Origin of the sequence: Photobacterium piscicola (assembly GCF_900166965.1) — a bacterium.
Classification (GTDB): domain Bacteria; phylum Pseudomonadota; class Gammaproteobacteria; order Enterobacterales; family Vibrionaceae; genus Photobacterium; species Photobacterium piscicola.
Genome location: NZ_FUZI01000013.1, coordinates 60,823 through 77,641, shown reverse-complemented (window position 1 = coordinate 77,641; position 16,819 = coordinate 60,823). Strand labels below are relative to the sequence as shown.

The 16,819-nt window shown below is 43.0% G+C and carries 18 protein-coding genes and 1 rRNA gene; 8 read left to right on the top strand and 11 right to left on the bottom strand.

Annotated features, from left to right (window positions below; genetic code table 11):
* A 16S ribosomal RNA gene (locus CZ809_RS18965) occupies positions 1-115 on the bottom strand; the annotation flags it as partial.
* A 443-nt stretch (positions 116-558) separates the two neighbouring features.
* Between CZ809_RS18965 and CZ809_RS18960 the strand changes: the two genes are divergently transcribed.
* The gene (locus CZ809_RS18960) at positions 559-1,095 is read left to right on the top strand and encodes a gamma carbonic anhydrase family protein (RefSeq protein WP_080159094.1); all 537 of its coding nucleotides are present in this window, start codon (positions 559-561) and stop codon (positions 1,093-1,095) included.
* Between the two features lie 25 nt (positions 1,096-1,120).
* Here CZ809_RS18960 and CZ809_RS18955 read toward each other — a convergent pair whose 3' ends face one another.
* The 4 genes from CZ809_RS18955 to tsaC all read right to left on the bottom strand — a co-directional run bounded on the left by CZ809_RS18955 (position 1,121) and on the right by tsaC (position 3,774).
* Entirely contained in the window at positions 1,121-1,384 is a 264-nt protein-coding gene (locus tag CZ809_RS18955) for a DUF1488 family protein (protein ID WP_080159093.1), read from the bottom strand.
* A gap of 6 nt (positions 1,385-1,390) precedes the next feature.
* Complete coding sequence (gene aroE, locus CZ809_RS18950; protein WP_080159092.1) at positions 1,391-2,212, bottom strand: shikimate dehydrogenase; 822 nt, start codon at positions 2,210-2,212, stop codon at positions 1,391-1,393.
* 80 nt (positions 2,213-2,292) lie between these two features.
* Positions 2,293-3,213, bottom strand: a complete 921-nt coding sequence (hemF, locus tag CZ809_RS18945) for an oxygen-dependent coproporphyrinogen oxidase (RefSeq protein ID WP_080159091.1) — start codon at positions 3,211-3,213, stop codon at positions 2,293-2,295.
* Positions 3,214-3,216: 3 nt separating this feature from the next.
* The gene (gene tsaC / locus CZ809_RS18940) at positions 3,217-3,774 is read right to left on the bottom strand and encodes an L-threonylcarbamoyladenylate synthase type 1 TsaC (RefSeq protein ID WP_080159090.1); all 558 of its coding nucleotides are present in this window, start codon (positions 3,772-3,774) and stop codon (positions 3,217-3,219) included.
* A gap of 193 nt (positions 3,775-3,967) precedes the next feature.
* Between tsaC and purE the strand changes: the two genes are divergently transcribed.
* Together purE and CZ809_RS18930 are read left to right on the top strand one after the other, a co-directional pair.
* Complete coding sequence (gene purE / locus CZ809_RS18935; protein WP_080159089.1) at positions 3,968-4,456, top strand: 5-(carboxyamino)imidazole ribonucleotide mutase; 489 nt, start codon at positions 3,968-3,970, stop codon at positions 4,454-4,456.
* On the top strand, positions 4,456-5,574 hold the full coding sequence (locus CZ809_RS18930; RefSeq protein ID WP_080159088.1) for a 5-(carboxyamino)imidazole ribonucleotide synthase: 1,119 nt from the start codon (positions 4,456-4,458) through the stop codon (positions 5,572-5,574). The genes purE and CZ809_RS18930 overlap by 1 nt, the downstream gene beginning before the upstream one ends.
* 62 nt (positions 5,575-5,636) lie before the next feature.
* Here CZ809_RS18930 and CZ809_RS18925 read toward each other — a convergent pair whose 3' ends face one another.
* The 4 genes from CZ809_RS18925 to CZ809_RS18910 are packed head-to-tail and all read right to left on the bottom strand — an operon-like array spanning position 5,637 to position 8,852.
* Positions 5,637-6,197, bottom strand: a complete 561-nt coding sequence (locus CZ809_RS18925; protein WP_080159087.1) for a DNA topoisomerase family protein — start codon at positions 6,195-6,197, stop codon at positions 5,637-5,639.
* A 2-nt stretch (positions 6,198-6,199) separates the two neighbouring features.
* Positions 6,200-6,673, bottom strand: a complete 474-nt coding sequence (locus tag CZ809_RS18920) for a DUF494 family protein (RefSeq protein ID WP_080159086.1) — start codon at positions 6,671-6,673, stop codon at positions 6,200-6,202.
* A gap of 2 nt (positions 6,674-6,675) precedes the next feature.
* Positions 6,676-7,782: a DNA-processing protein DprA gene (dprA, locus tag CZ809_RS18915; RefSeq protein ID WP_369926264.1), complete on the bottom strand. Its 1,107-nt coding sequence runs from the start codon at positions 7,780-7,782 to the stop codon at positions 6,676-6,678.
* The gene (locus CZ809_RS18910; RefSeq protein WP_080159085.1) at positions 7,782-8,852 is read right to left on the bottom strand and encodes a LysM peptidoglycan-binding domain-containing protein; all 1,071 of its coding nucleotides are present in this window, start codon (positions 8,850-8,852) and stop codon (positions 7,782-7,784) included. Before CZ809_RS18910 ends, dprA begins: the two co-directional genes overlap by 1 nt.
* A 348-nt stretch (positions 8,853-9,200) precedes the next feature.
* Here CZ809_RS18910 and def point away from each other — a divergent pair, with 348 nt between their 5' ends.
* From def to CZ809_RS18885, 5 genes are all read left to right on the top strand, one after another.
* A complete protein-coding gene (gene def / locus CZ809_RS18905) occupies positions 9,201-9,701 on the top strand; it encodes a peptide deformylase (protein WP_080159084.1) in 501 nt (166 codons plus the stop codon).
* A gap of 23 nt (positions 9,702-9,724) precedes the next feature.
* Positions 9,725-10,669, top strand: coding sequence for a methionyl-tRNA formyltransferase (gene fmt, locus CZ809_RS18900; RefSeq protein ID WP_080159083.1), 945 nt, complete (start codon positions 9,725-9,727; stop codon positions 10,667-10,669).
* Positions 10,670-10,754: 85 nt separating this feature from the next.
* On the top strand, positions 10,755-12,035 hold the full coding sequence (gene rsmB, locus CZ809_RS18895) for a 16S rRNA (cytosine(967)-C(5))-methyltransferase RsmB (RefSeq protein ID WP_080159082.1): 1,281 nt from the start codon (positions 10,755-10,757) through the stop codon (positions 12,033-12,035).
* A 127-nt stretch (positions 12,036-12,162) separates the two neighbouring features.
* Entirely contained in the window at positions 12,163-13,539 is a 1,377-nt protein-coding gene (trkA, locus tag CZ809_RS18890) for a Trk system potassium transporter TrkA (protein WP_036789046.1), read from the top strand.
* 6 nt (positions 13,540-13,545) lie between these two features.
* Positions 13,546-14,991, top strand: coding sequence for a TrkH family potassium uptake protein (locus CZ809_RS18885; RefSeq protein ID WP_080159081.1), 1,446 nt, complete (start codon positions 13,546-13,548; stop codon positions 14,989-14,991).
* Positions 14,992-15,070: 79 nt separating this feature from the next.
* On the opposite strand, the gene trhA is transcribed toward CZ809_RS18885, so the two are convergent.
* Both trhA and CZ809_RS18875 read right to left on the bottom strand, forming a co-directional pair.
* Complete coding sequence (gene trhA / locus CZ809_RS18880) at positions 15,071-15,727, bottom strand: PAQR family membrane homeostasis protein TrhA (RefSeq protein WP_080159080.1); 657 nt, start codon at positions 15,725-15,727, stop codon at positions 15,071-15,073.
* Between the two features lie 156 nt (positions 15,728-15,883).
* On the bottom strand, positions 15,884-16,561 hold the full coding sequence (locus CZ809_RS18875; protein ID WP_080159079.1) for a FadR/GntR family transcriptional regulator: 678 nt from the start codon (positions 16,559-16,561) through the stop codon (positions 15,884-15,886).
* Positions 16,562-16,819 lie beyond the last annotated feature (258 nt).

Genomic DNA, 16,819 nt, shown 5'->3' with positions numbered 1-16,819 from the left:
CCCGTCCGCCGCTCGTCAGCAAAGAAAGCAAGCTTTCTTTCTGTTACCGCTCGACTTGCATGTGTTAGGCCTGCCGCCAGCGTTCAATCTGAGCCATGATCAAACTCTTCAATTAAAGTTTTGTTGTCTCTTTCGAGACGGCTCAATGAATACTGACTTCAAAACTACCTTAGTAATTTTAAAGCTATTACCGCTTCTGTTTCTACAAAGAGGAACAGAATGGTAATGAATTGACTGTGCCAAATAACCGTAGTTATTTGTATTGGTCACTCAGTTCATTGATAAATCTTTCGACTTAACTATTCAACGAGTGCCCACACAGATTGCATGGTCAAATTGTTAAAGAACAATACTGATTTCGTTGCTAGCCAATGGCTTGCTCCGTGTCAGTGAGGTCGTAGTATAGAGAGTTCGATCACATTAGCAAGGGCTAAAGTACAATAAATTTGTCATATTTGCCCGAACGTCCAAATAACGATCAACCGCTACTTTTTTGGTTGTTAATCACTCGAAATATTAGTTATGGTAAAACCATAATTTGACTAATTAAGCATTGTTATGACATTTGCTCTTCGCCATTACCAAAATCACACGCCACAGCTAGCCGATAATGTCTATATAGATATCACAGCAGTCATTATTGGTAAGGTTAACATTGGAACAGACAGTAGTTTGTGGCCTTTGGTTGTTGCGCGTGGGGATGTTAATCACATTCATATTGGCCAACGCAGTAATATTCAAGATGGTTCCATTCTGCACGTTAGTCGAGTTAGCACTACAAACCCTGATGGATATCCACTTATTATAGGTAATGATGTAACTGTGGGTCATAAAGCGATGTTGCATGGCTGTAAGATTGAAGATCGTGTCTTAGTAGGTATGGGAACCATTATTTTAGATGGTGCCATTATTGAACATGATGTCATTATTGGAGCGGGAAGTTTAGTTCCACCAAAGAAACGGCTTTGTTCTGGCTTCCTTTATATAGGAAGTCCTGTTAAACAAATCCGGCCTCTGACAGAACAAGAATTAATGTCATTAACTCAATCAGCAACTAATTATGTTCAATTAAAGGATGAATACCTTAGCCAATAATTATACCTGGTCGTGGTGATGCTATTTATTTAATAACAATATCACCATTATCATTAAAATCTTCATCCTCAATCATGGCTTCAGCAATATCTTCAATATCAAATCGATATTCAATAAAAGTCGTGATAATAGCTTCTGGTGTTGATAATGCGCATTCACTTTGCTGTTGTAACCATGATAATGGCAACCAACAATTGATCAGTGCGCCACCTTGCTGGGCTGGAAAGTGAATAGCTTGCTGATCTGAATGCCAAGTTTGAATATCAGCAAATAATATATTTTGGTTCATGTAATTTTACTCTTGTAAAAGGCGTCTTAATTCACGTTGTACTTGTTTAGCCCCTGGGCGTAATCCTCGCCATAGCATAAAACTTTCTGCGGCTTGTCCGACTAACATTCCTAAACCGTCAATCGTTTTAAGCGCATTGTATTGTTGCGCCCAGAGATTAAATGCCGTCACACTTGAACCGTAGACCATGTCATAACAACAGGTATGTTGACCGATAACAGCTGTTGGCACGGCAGGAACATGACCACTCAGACTCGCTGAAGTTGAATTAATGATCACGTCAAAACTCTGCTCACCTAAAGCATCAAAAGATAACGCTTCAATATCACCATATTCGGTAAATAGTGCGGCTAACTGTTGGGCTTTGGTCAACGTTCGATTAGTTATAATGAGTGTCTGTGGCTGCTGAGCTAATAAAGGTAAAATCACCCCTCGCGCAGCACCGCCAGCACCGATTAATAAAATACGTTTATCTTTCAGTGCGACCTGTTGTTGCAATAAATCCTGCACCAAGCCTTCACCATCGGTGTTATCACCTAATATACCGCCATCATCGAGGCGTTTTAACGTATTTACTGCACCCGCTAATTGAGCCCGTTGCGTAAGTTGGGTCGCGTACTCAAAGGCTTGTTCTTTAAAAGGCACCGTAATATTACAGCCTTTGCCACCATCAGCAAAAAAAGCATCCATTGCAGTTACAAAGCCATCGAGTGCCACTAGCTGACTACAATATTCCATCTTCTGGCTGGTTTGATGGGCAAAAAGGGTATGAATGAAAGGAGATTTACTGTGATTGATGGGATTGCCCACCACGATATATTTGTCCATAGTCCATTACTCAAATAAAAGGGCCGATATATCGACCCTACCACTGGATGAAATTACTGCCAAACATTGCTGCTGCCAATTTACCATTCTCGAGGGTGAAGATAATCACAACTCAAACGTGCTTCTGCCGAATCTGGCTGGGGTTGATAACAATATTCCCAGCGCGCTAAAGGTGGCATCGACATTAAAATAGATTCAGTACGACCACCACTTTGCAAACCAAACAGAGTGCCACGATCATAGACTAAGTTAAATTCAACATAGCGCCCACGACGGTAAAGCTGAAATTCACGCTCACGTTCACCATAAGGTAACCCATACCGTTGAGCAACAATCGGTATATAAGCATCAATAAAACCATGACCAACCGCTTGAGTATAAGCAAAGCATTTTTCAAAGCCCCATAAGTTGAGATCATCAAAAAACAGCCCCCCAATACCTCGCGTTTCATCACGATGAGGCAAAAAGAAATATTTATCACACCATGCTTTATGCTGTGAATAAACATCATCACCAAACGGCGCACAGATCGCTTTCGCAGTATCATGCCAATGCTGACAATCATCATCAAACGGATAAAAAGGCGTTAAATCAAACCCACCACCAAACCACCACACCGGCGCTTCACCGTCTTTTTCTGCGATAAAAAATCGCACATTAGCATGGGATGTCGGCACATAAGGATTATGAGGATGAATCACTAATGATACCCCCATGGCTTCAAACCGTCGTCCCGCAAGTTCTGGACGATGAGCGGTTGCAGAAGCTGGCATCTCATCACCATAAACATGAGAGAAATTAACCCCAGCTTGCTCAAATACCGTCCCATTGCGTAATACACGACTACGACCACCACCACCTTGTTCGCGCTGCCATTGATCTTGTTCAAACTCAGCACCGCCATCTTGTTGTGCCAAAGCCTGACAAATAGTGTCTTGAAGTTGAAGCAAAAAAGTTTTTACGGCAGTTTTATTTAGATCTATCTGGTTACGATCAATCATGGATTACCCCTGACGGAAAATATTACCCGTTTGGGCATCACGAATTTCAGAAGGATTATTGCGTCCTTCCGTCTCACCATTCAATATTGCAGCTAGTTTATCCCCTAGCTGTTGTTCTACATCAGCCACTGTACGCCCCGGCTCAAGTCCGGTTAAATTAGCACTGGTTGAGGTTATCGGTTTACCAAATTCACGACAAAGTTGTTGAACTAACGGATGCGCGGTCACTCGAACTGCGATGGTCGAAAACTGGCCCGTTAAAAAAACAGGAACATTGGCTTTAGTTGGCATTACCCACGTAACAGGCCCCGGCCATGAGGCTAACACCGCTTGTTTTTGTTGCGGTGTTAATTGGCTATCATCGATATACGGCAATAACTGCTCATAATCAGCGGCAATTAAGATCAAACCTTTTTCCATTGGCCGTTGTTTCAATGCCAATAGTTTATTAACAGCCTGTTGATTATCAGGATCACAACCGACACCAAACACAGCTTCTGTTGGGTAACCAATCACTTGACCTTGCTTTAGTGCTGTAACGACTTGTGTAATATTTGCCACAAATTCCCCTGTTTTTATTCAGCTGATATTTTATTTTTAGTTATGGTAATCATCATACCGACACATGCGTAACAACACCATTGATGGTTAATCATAGCGTAACTTTACCAACGCAAACGTTTTCCTTTGCGCTAAATCACCGTATAATGGCGTAAGTTACACTTTAGTTGTTCATTACCTATAGGAGATTGGAATGAAAGTTGGAATTATCATGGGATCAAAATCTGATTGGCCAACCATGCAACATGCAGCGGAAATGCTAGAACGCTTCAATGTTGCCTACGAAACTAAAGTGGTTTCAGCCCACCGAACTCCTCACCTATTAGCGGAATACGCTGAAACAGCACGTAGCCGTGGTATTAGTGTCATTATTGCTGGTGCTGGCGGTGCGGCACATTTACCCGGTATGACTGCCGCTTTTACCAGTTTGCCAGTGCTAGGCGTTCCCGTTCAATCTCGCGCTTTAAAGGGCATGGATTCATTGCTGTCGATAGTACAAATGCCAAAAGGGATTGCAGTTGGCACGCTCGCGATTGGTGAAGCGGGTGCTGCGAATGCAGGATTATTAGCTGCCCAAATCATTGCCACGCATAACCCCGAAGTTTTAGCCGCAGTGGAAGCGTTCCGACAACAACAAACAGATACCGTACTTGATAACCCAAATCCTACTGAGGATGCATAATGAATCAAGTATTAGTACTGGGTGCTGGGCAGTTAGCACGAATGATGGCGTTAGCTGGTGCACCATTAAATATTACTGTCATCGCCTATGATGTTGTTAGTGCTAATGTTGTACACCCACTGACTCAACAACGCCAATCACTCTCACTGATTGAAGCCATTGCTACTGTCGATGTGATCACTGCTGAATTTGAACATATACCCTCAGATATTTTATCGCTCTGCGCCGCAAGTGGTAAATTTAAGCCTCATCCAGATGCCATCAAGGCCGGTGGCGATCGTCGTATCGAAAAAACATTATTAGATCATGCCAACGTTGCCAATGCGCCCTATTTTGTTATTAATACTCGTGCAGATCTCGATACCGCTATCACGACCTTAGGCCTACCTATGGTGCTAAAAAGTGCTTTAGGCGGTTATGACGGCAAAGGCCAATGGCGCTTAAAAACTCACGATCAAATTGAATCAGTATGGAACGAAATGGTGCACTGCATTGCTGCAACCAATAACCAGGCGATTGTGGCCGAAAAATGGATAGGTTTTGATCGCGAAGTGTCTTTAATTGGGGTTCGTAATGCTATAGGTGAGATTAAAACCTATACCCTCAGTGAAAATGTACACACTGATGGCGTACTCAGCCTTTCAACAGCCATTGTTGGTGACACCACACTGCAACAACAAGCGCAACAGATGTTTACCGCGGTTGCTGAACAACTTAATTATATTGGCGTATTAGCTTTAGAGTTTTTTGAAGTTAATGGTGATTTATTGGTCAATGAAATTGCACCTCGCGTTCATAACTCAGGCCATTGGACGCAACAAGGGGCACAAACGTGTCAGTTTGAAAACCATCTTCGTGCGGTTTGCGACTTGCCATTAGGTGGCACCGAGCTTATTCGTCCAAGCGCCATGCTCAATATTTTAGGACAAGATAACGTACCGAGGGCGGTATTGGCTTTAGAAAACTGTCATGTACATTGGTATGGCAAAGAAAAACGGGTAGGCCGGAAAATGGGGCATATCAATATTTGCGCTGCAACACCCGAACAACTGCAATACCAATTAATATTGTTAGGGCAGCAATTATCACCACAAGATTTTCCGACATTACCACGCTAAATACCGCAAACAAAAAAGCCTGCATCGTAATGCAGGCTTATTGATATTATTCAATATTATCGCTATTTTTCAGTATCCTGATAAGCATTACATTTACGATCAGCACATTGTAATTTAATGCCACTCGCTAATTTCTTTTCTATCAACAACCCAAAACCACACTGCTGACAAACGCCAACAACAGGCTTATTGTTGACCGCAAAGCGGCATTGTGGATATTTATCACACGCATAAAACAGTTTGCCATAACGTGATTTACGTTCAACTAAGTGACCTTGATGACACTCAGGACAATCAATATGTGTTTGTTGCGGTTTTTTTTCTGGTGATGCGAGGTAATGGCACTCAGGGTATGCCGAACACCCAATAAACATACCATAACGACCTTGGCGTAATACCAATGGTTGAGCGCATTCAGGGCAGGGCACATCGAGCTGTTTAACAATGTGACCATCATTTTGTTTGAGTGGTTGAATATAATCACACTCAGGGTAATGATCACAGCCTAAAAATGGCCCATGCTTACCAAAACGCATCACTAAATCAGCACTACATTGTGGGCATGATTGATGCTGTAACGCCTGTTCATGGGCAGAAAACAATGGATCACTATCAGTTGTCATTATTAATGTAGAACTCCATCTTCTGCGCCATATAATAATTCTTCTACTTGATCATAAGCCGCTTCGTTTCCTGGCGCATTAAACAACACCATCAGAATAATCCACTTCAAATCATCAAGCATAAATTCTTGAGTATCGAGTTCCATTACGCGATCAATGACCATTTCGCGTGTATCAATATTTAATACATCAATTTGCTCAAGATAAAGTAGAAAACCACGACAAGCCGTATCCATTCGCAACATTTCATTGTCGGTATAGATGCGCATCGATGTTATCGCACTATGGTTAACATACGGTGTGTGTTCTGTTTCTTGTAAAGCAGCCAGTTTTTCAAGCCACTCTAATGACTTGTAAATATCATCCTGATGAAAACCTGCACGTAAAAGCTCTTCAGAGAGTTCATCTTGATCGACTAACAACTCTGCTTCGCTTTGAATATAGGTTTCAAATAGATACATAAGAATATCCATCATAACTAGCCCCTCCTCGTTCTGATATAACCACCGGGCACTGCAGTCACCCAACCAGACAGTTCTAATTCTAATAATTGCGGTAAAATTTGGTGGATGGGTTGTTTACAGCGTTCAGCAACGACATCTACGGGTGTTGCTTCGGTGCCTACGTTAGCCAACAGTGCGGGAAATGGCAATTCTTCATTTTCCTTCGTTGCTAAAGGCACACCTATTTGATTACTTATTGCACATTCTGTCAGACTTCCTACCTCTTCGTAAATATCAGCCGGACTTTCTACCAGTTTAGCACCTGATTTAATCAGCGCATTACAGCCACGGCTGGCAGGGTTATGAATCGAACCGGGCAACGCAAAAACCTCTCGTCCTTGTTCTAACGCATAACGTGCTGTTATCAATGATCCACTTTTTTGCGCGGCTTCAATCACCAACACTCCCGTAGATAAGCCGCTAATGATGCGATTACGTCGTGGAAAATTTTGCGGGCGAGGTTGCTCATCAGGCCAAAACTCGGACACCAACGCCCCTTGCTCTGCAATACTGGCAGCCAAAGAACGGTGTCGCGCAGGATAAATTTGATCAAGCCCAGAACCTAATACGGCAATGGTTAACCCTCCCGCCTGCAACGCACCTTGATGTGCTTGACCATCAATCCCTAACGCTAAACCACTGGTCACGACATAATTATTAGTCGCTAATGCTTTTGAAAAATGGAACGCCGATTCACGACCATCGATCGATGCCGACCGACTACCAATCACCGCAATTTGTGGCGCACCGAGACAACAAAGATCGCCACGAACAAATAATAATGGGGGGGGAGAGGAAATTTGTTTTAATAAATGAGGATAATGGGGGGAGTCGAGGGTCAAAATGTGCTGGTGCGGAACTTGTTGCCATTGTAATGCTAACTGTAACCGCGATGGATTGGGGTGCAAAAACGCCTGTATTTGTTTCGTCGTTAAACCACATTGCTGTAATTGCTCAGTTGTCATTGTTACCAATTGCGACGGCGTCGCATAAGTAAGCAAGCGCTGAATGCGGCTGCCACCTAATGAAGGGACAGCCGCAAGTTGTAACCATGCAATAAGCTCAGTTTCTGTCATAACCATTACAAACGTGGGGCTTGAGCAACCACGCCAGGTTTAAACGGTTGCTGATTATTAAGCACCACCGCCAAACTAAAATACTCATAAGGACGTAATACCATCGCTTGTGCAACAGCGATGGTGCCAAGTTGGGTACTCTCCGTTAATAAGGTGCTATTTTTATAATGATATTGACCTTTTTTACCTTGTACCTGAGCCCCTTGCTTAAACAACTCAAACACTTGTCCTGCAACCATGCCATCAAGATGACCACGATCCAATACCACCACATCATAATTTGAAATATAACTGTAGCCACTTATTTGGCCTAACACGGTCGCAGATAACGACGCGGGCGGCGTAGTTGGCGAAAATGACAGATCCGCTTGACCATCAATGCCTAATAAAGGTAATAAAATATCATTGGGAATAATTTCTTGCTGAAAGTCATCCACTTTCAACTGACTCATCTCACCATCACTTGCAATAACAGTGACATCTGCAATCTCTTTCAAGGTTGATATAGTCGCTTTAATGGCAGAGTTAGCCGTTTCATTAGCACTGTCGTCACGATCAAAATCTTGTTCTAAGCGATATACTCGCCACTGACTGGTCGGAACCAATGACTGATCAGCCCACAGCACATCACCAACAGAAAGATAGCCGCGCTCTTCACTGGTTCCCAGAATTTGCGGTTGGGTTGTCACCGCATCAGCACTGATCAATTTATCTTGAGCCACATACGCCAACATTAAATAACCAGGCAACGAAGTAATAGGCTGGCGTACTACGCGCATCTCTGGTGACAATTTAAGTTGTTTTTTAAGGCTTAACTGCGGTTTACCGTCAACCCAAATAAGGTGTAAGCGATCGCCAGGATAAATTAAATGCGGGTTTTTTATATAGCTGTTTTTTTGCCATAACTGCGGCCATGACCAAGGGTTATTCAAGAATACAGCCGAAATATCCCATAACGTATCCCCTTTTTTAACCACATAAATTTCAGGATGACTATTTTTTAGCTGTGGTTGTGGCGCGGCAACCAACGACGGCATAAAAAGAATAAAACTCGCGATAATAACCCATTGCCTCATGTGATCCGTTCCTTCGATTGCACAAGTTGCGACCTAGCGATAATAAAATAATCACTCATATTGGCAAAGATTGGCATTAGCTATTTGATATGTCGACTGTTTAACTATCACTGCCAAGCGCTTTTCGGCTTATATCACGATTTGATAACCACTGTTACATCGACAAAGCCTGAACTTTGCTAAGAGCTAACATTAATTTTTTAGCGAAAAGTGGTCTTTATTTCATGACTCTAATTTCGGTTAACCCTCGCCACGCGCATTCGGTACTGTTATTTGAGTGCTAAAATGACTAGAATTAGACCAACAACGCTGTATCTTTCTAGTAACCGTTAACGAATTCGAGCCCTTATGTCGCTATTGCCAGTTTTAATCTTTCCAGATGACCGTCTACGTACTGTAGCCAAGCCCGTTGCGGCGATCACGCCACAAATTCAGCAGATCATTGATGACATGCTTGAAACCATGTATGAAGAAGAAGGTATCGGCCTTGCTGCAACTCAAGTCGATATTCATCAACAAATCGTGGTTATCGATGTTTCTGAGCAACGTGATCAACCAATGGTGCTAATCAACCCTGAAATTACGGCAGCTCATGGCGATGAAGGCATTGAAGAAGGGTGTCTTTCAGTACCAAGTGCTCGAGGTTTTGTTCCTCGCGCAGCAACCATCACTGTTTCCGCATTGGATCGTGACGGCAACCCGCTGACCTTTGAAGCAGAAGACCTACTTGCTATTTGCATTCAACACGAATTAGATCACCTTGCTGGTAAGCTATTTGTTGATTACCTATCGCCACTCAAGCGTCAACGCATTAAAAGCAAATTAGAAAAACTAAAACGTTCTATCTAACAACATCACCATTCGAGGTTATCTTGAGTAAACCATTACGCATTATTTTTGCAGGTACGCCTGACTTCGCCGCCCGTCATTTGGCGGCGTTATTGTCTTCACAGCATCAAGTTGTTGCGGTTTACACCCAACCCGATCGCCCAGCGGGTCGCGGTAAAAAACTCACTGCAAGCCCGGTGAAAAATATCGCCGTAGAACACGATATTCCAGTGTTACAACCAGCCTCGCTGCGTAACCTTGAAGCTCAACAACAACTGGCAGCTATTGAAGCCGATATCATGGTTGTTGTTGCTTACGGTTTATTATTGCCTCAAGAAGTACTTGATACACCCCCACTCGGTTGTATTAATGTTCATGGTTCAATTTTGCCACGCTGGCGTGGCGCAGCACCTATTCAACGTTCAATTTGGGCAGGTGATAGCGAGACTGGCGTCACTATCATGCAAATGGATATCGGCCTTGATACGGGTGACATGCTACAAGTCGCAACGTTACCCATCACGGCAACCGATACCAGTGCCACTATGTATGAAAAATTAGCAAACCTTGGCCCAAGTGCATTGATTGAGTGTTTAACAACGATTGCCAATGGCACTGCGGTTGCGACCAAACAAGATGACGGTCAAGCAAACTACGCCAAGAAATTAAGCAAAGAAGAAGCACAAATTGATTGGACTATGGACGCAGCAGCTATTGAGCGTTGTGTGCGAGCTTTCAACCCATGGCCAATGAGCCATTTCACTGTTGCTGAGCAAACTATCAAAGTATGGCAAACCAGTGTAGAAGAAGACAATCAAGGTCAACTACCGGGTACGATTTTAGCGGCAGATAAACACGGTATCGTAGTCGCAACAACAACTGGTGCATTGCGTTTATTGTCACTGCAGCCTCCTGGTAAAAAAGCCATGTCAGTCGCGGATTTATTAAATTCACGTCGAGAATGGTTCCAAGTCGGTAACCAACTTTAAACACCAAGGCCAGGGTTAAGTCACTGGCTTTTCTTTTTCAGATTAACCACGTATCGCCAGCATCAACGGCGTTCAGGAAACAGCTATGAATGTAAGAGCCGCTGCGGCCAAAGTAATATATCAGGTCGTCGATCAAGGGCAGTCATTGTCTGCCGCGCTACCGTTAGCGCAGCAGAATATTAGAGAACGTGATCATGCTTTATTGCAGGAAATCTGCTACGGCGTATTACGCTGGCTACCTCGATTAGAGTCAATCACTCAAGCATTAATGGAGAAGCCGCTGACAGGTAAACAACGTGTTTTCCATCACCTAATCTTAGTTGGTTTATATCAATTAGGTTATATGCGTATTCCTGCTCATGCCGCAGTCGCTGAAACAGTCGATGCCACAAAAACCCTTAAAAAACCGCAATTACGTGGGTTAATTAACGCCATTTTACGTAGTTACCAACGTCAAAAAGAAGCGTTAGATGAACAAGCGGTTAGTCACGACGCAGGTAAATATGGCCATCCAAGTTGGTTATTAAAATTACTTAAAGCCAGCTACCCTGATGACTACGCCGCCATCTGTGAAGCTAATAACACTAAAGCGCCAATGTGGTTACGAGTAAACAGTCACCATCATGATCGTGACACTTACCGTGCATTATTGGATGCAGAAGGTATTGCAACCGAATTGCACCCACAAGCAGCAGACGCATTGCGTTTAATTTCACCGTGTGATGTCACTAAATTACCCGGTTTTAGTGATGGTTGGGTTTCAGTACAAGATGCTGCAGCACAACTTGCTGTGGATTACCTTAAACCACAACCCGGCGAATTGATTCTTGATTGTTGTGCCGCGCCTGGTGGTAAAACAGTTCATATCATGGAACGCGTACCATCGACACAAGTGGTGGCGATTGACTGTGATGAGAATCGTCTTAAACGTGTGCATGAAAATCTTGAACGTTTACATCTGACCGCACAAGTATTATGTGCTGATGCACGTTATCCTGAGCAATGGTGGCATGGCGAAAAATTTGATCGCATTTTGCTGGATGCACCTTGTTCTGCAACGGGCGTTATTCGTCGTCATCCTGATATTAAATGGTTACGTCGAGGCGAAGATATCGCAGCATTAGCATTGCTACAGGCTGAGATTTTTGATGCTATGTGGTTACAGTTAAAACCAGGCGGTACTTTGGTTTATGCAACGTGTTCAATCACACCGCAAGAAAACTGCGATCAAGTAAAAGCATTCTTAAGCCGTACTGCTGACGCAGCCTTAATCGATAGCGATCCTGCCTCTCCTGGCCGCCAAATTTTACCCGGCGAAGAGGCGATGGATGGTTTTTACTATGCAGTATTAACCAAAGCAAACTAAGATAAATTACTAATAATAGCGGAACTTGGCTTCAAGATTCCGCTTTTTAGTCTCTTTTATACGCCACTTACTGTCGATTTTATGGCACAGTGACTGTTAGTTGGCATTACTTCATCAGGCATAGGCTATGAAAATCATCATTCTCGGTGCTGGACAAGTTGGCGGCACTCTTGCTGAAAACCTTGTTGGCGAGAATAACGATATAACTATCGTTGATAAGAACCCAGAACGTCTTCGTGAACTGCAAGATAAATACGACCTGCGTGTTGTTCAAGGCTTTGCGAGCCACCCGCAAACACTTCGTGATGCCGGCGCGCAAGATGCTGATATGTTAGTTGCAGTAACCAACTCTGACGAAACTAACATGATCGCATGCCAAATTGCGTTTTCATTATTTAACACCCCTAACCGTGTTGCTCGTATTCGTTCACCAGAATACTTACGTGAAAAAGAACAATTATTTCAATCTGACGCGGTTCCTGTTGATCACCTTATTGCGCCAGAAGAATTGGTTACCGATTACATTGAACGTTTAATCGAATATCCAGGGGCATTACAAGTGGTGAGCTTTGCTGAAGAAAAAGTCGGCTTAGTGGCAGTGAAAGCCTATTACGGTGGCCCACTGGTGGGTAACGCATTATCAGCACTGCGCGAGCACATGCCGCACATTGATACTCGCGTAGCAGCCATATTCCGTCAGGGTCAGCCAATTCGCCCCCAAGGTACCACCATTATAGAAGCTGACGATGAAGTGTTCTTTGTCGCAGCAAGTAACCATATCCGTTCAGTAATGAGTGAACTACAACGATTAGAGAAACCCTATAAAAGGTTAATGATTGTTGGTGGTGGTAATGTTGGTGCAGGTTTAGCTCGCCGCTTAGAACAAAACTACAGTGTTAAATTAATCGAGCATAATCAACAACGTGCCGAAAACCTATCGGAAATGTTGCAAGACACCATCGTCTTCTGTGGTGACGCGTCAGATCAAGAATTACTTAGTGAAGAACATATCGAACAGATTGATGTGTTTATTGCCGTTACCAATGATGATGAAGCCAATATCATGTCAGCCATGTTGGCTAAGCGCTTAGGCGCGAAAAAAGTAATGGTGTTGATTCAACGTGGTGCGTATGTTGATTTAGTCCAAGGTGGCACCATTGATATTGCGATTTCCCCCCAACAAGCAACCATTTCTGCATTACTAACCCATGTTCGTAAAGCTGATATCGTTAACGTATCATCGCTACGTCGTGGTGCAGCTGAAGCCATTGAGGCGATTGCCCATGGTGACGCCAGTACGTCAAAAGTAGTTGGCCGTGCCATCAGTGAAATCAAACTGCCACCCGGTACAACCATTGGCGCAGTTGTTCGTGGAGAAGAGGTTCTTATTGCCCACGATCGCACCATGATTGAGCAAAATGACCACGTAGTTATGTTCTTAGTTGATAAGAAATATATTCCTGACGTTGAACGTCTTTTCCAACCGAGCCCTTTCTTTCTGTAACAGCTTATGGTTAATTTACGTCCAATATTATTTGTACTCGGACTGGTGCTATCTAAAATAGCCCTGTTTATGTATGTACCCACTTTGGTGGCCTTTTTTACTGGCACCGAAGGTTTCATGGATTTCGCAGCGGCAGTGCTGATTACTCACTCCGTGGCGTTCTTGTTGCTATCTTACGGGAAAACTGACGAATTTAAGCTTAGTGTGCGGGATATGTTCCTGATCACCACGCTGGTGTGGACGGTTGCCAGTGCGTTTGCTGCGCTGCCGTTTGTGTTTATTAATCACATCAGTTTTACTGATGCATATTTTGAAACCATGTCAGGCATCACCACCACAGGTTCAACAGTATTAAGCGGCCTCGATCAAATGGCACCCAGTATTTTACTGTGGCGTTCGACGTTGCAATGGCTTGGTGGGGTCGGATTTATTGTGATGGGGGTGGCTATTTTACCGATGCTTAACGTCGGTGGTATGCGACTCTTTCAAACCGAATCATCAGACTGGTCAGATAAAAGTTCCCCCCGTACCAAAAGTGTCGCTAAAAATATTATCAATGTATATTTGATATTAACCGTGCTGTGTATCATTGCGTTTATGCTCGCTGGCATGAACACCTTTGATGCGATTAACCACGCTTTTACGACACTTTCAACGGGCGGTTATTCAACCTCTGATGGTTCAATGAACCACTTTTCACACAGTGCACAATGGGTAGCAACCTTCTTTATGTTTGCTGGCGGACTACCGTTCTTATTGTTTGTTCAAGCATTAAGAAAGCGTCATCCTCGCACCTTGTTGGGGGATGCTCAAGTTAAGGGATATACCTTATTTGTGGTGGTGGCGAGTTTGATTGTTGCGGGTTGTCTGATCTTTAATAAAGGTTATTCCGTCCTTGATGCGATGAGATTATCCTTTTTTAATATTATCTCAGTGGTTACCACAACCGGCTTTGGTCTAGGTGACTTTACTGCTTGGGGGCCATTACCGACAATTATTTTTGCGTTCACATTACTGGTTGGTGCTTGCTCAGGTTCAACCAGTGGCGGTATTAAAATTTTCCGCTTCCAAATTGCATTTGCACTTTTACGTAAACATATCATGCAATCTATTCACCCATCGGCCCTGTTCATTCAACGCTATAACGGTCGTCCAGTCACCGATGATATCGTGCGTTCAGTAGTGGCATTAGTGTTTACTTTTATCATGACCATTATTGTGATTGCCGCAGTATTAGCATTACAAGGCTTAGATCCGGTCACCAGTATTACCGGTGCAGTAACCGCAGTGGCTAACGTCGGTCCTGGTATGGGTACCGTGATCGGCCCAACAGGTAACTTTGCCAGCTTACCGGATTTATCAAAATGGACCTTAAGTTTAGGCATGCTGATGGGACGCTTGGAAATATTAACCGTATTAGTGGTTTTTGCTCCTGCCTTTTGGCGTGATTAATCACGCTTTAATAAGACTCAAAAACAACAAGAGAGCGCATAGCGCTCTCTTTTTTTAGGGATAAATCTACCGTGGTTAGTTACGGTTTAATATAAAAATAAATCGCACAAAAATGACAAATTGAGCCACCTAAAACAAATAAATGCCAAATAGCATGATTATACGGAATGCGTTTATTAACGTAAAACACCACTCCTAAAGAGTAAATCACACCACCAAGCGCCAATAATATTAATCCACCGGGCGCTAATGATATCGCTAACTGATAAATCACAATCACTGAAGCCCATCCCATCGCTAGATACATCCATAGCGACAGTTTTTTAAAACGATGGATAAAAATAATTTTAGCCACAATACCCAGCAGTGCCAATACCCATAATATAGCCATTAATCCCAGTGCTAGAGGTGTACGCAAGGCAATTAATAGAAACGGGGTATAGGTACCAGCGATTAATAAATAAATCGCACAATGGTCAAAGATCTTTAATGGTTTTTTAGCCGCGGTACTTGGAATGGCGTGGTATAAGGTTGAGGCGAGATACAATAAAATCATACTCACGCCATAAACAATATAACTGACAATACTTAATGTATCAGCTTGCAATGAAAAGGCTTTATCTAGCAATAAATACAGACCAAACACTGAAAACAACAGTCCGAGACCGTGACTGACACTATTCGCGACTTCTTCCGCTGTTGAATAACCTAGCTCACGTTTGATCACATTATTCATGGTTTATATATCCCAAAAGACACTTAATTCACTAACTACTGCTTTTCAGCTTACACTTGTAAGCTTAAATTAAGCAACCTTTTGTTGGTCAATTTGTGCCAGTTTTGAAATTGATAAAAAAAAGGAGCCATTTGGCTCCGTAGTGTCATTTATTGATTATTGCAATAGCTCTAACGTTGCTTGACGGGCAGCGTCTGGATCATGCTCTAAAATACCATCAACAATCCGCTGATGGACATCAAGCTTCATCACTTGCTCGCGGGTTACGACTCTAAAATAATTTTCAAACACCGCTTTGAACAAGTTTCCAAATGGGCTAATAAAATGATTTCCTGAAGAAAAATAAACCAATTGATGAAAGCGGGTATCAATCTCAATCCAACGCTCTTGATCAAAATTGTCTTTCATTTGGTGCATTTGCTGCATCAGCAGTTCGAACTCCAGTCGATCTTCTGCTGTTGCATGTTCAGCGGCCAATGCCGCCGCTTCAGGCTCTAATGTTAACCGGACTTTTTGATACTCCATGATCAACTGTGAGTCCGAATCAAAATCTAACCAAGCCAATAAATCTTGATCAAGATAATTCCAATTTTTCTTTGGCATTACTCGCGTACCAATACGAGGACGAGGCAATACCATGCCTTTCGCGGCTAACATTTTTATAGCTTCACGAACGGCAGTACGGCTCACACCATACATTTCGCCTAACTCAACTTCGCCCGGTAAAATACCGCCAGGGGCAGGATCACCAATTAAGATACGACGACCAATAGACTCTGCTAATCGGTAAGATAAGTTACGATTGGCAACAATACGTTGCTGCTGCTGATCCATAGATCCTCTCCCAAGGCTTCTGTTGTACTACTCACTAGCGCTAAATTAGTGTAATCCTAAATGCTCGCTACTGCCGTAACCTTTATTTCGATAAAGATCGAACGACACGGTGCATCAAGGGGGCAATTATTGCAATAGTTACTATATAAACAACGTAATAATTAGATATTAGCATTTTATTGCTCATTTTATGCTCGACTTTTAATTATCTGGTTGCTATCCTCAGCGCGATTTGATTAATAACCAAGCAATATTCTG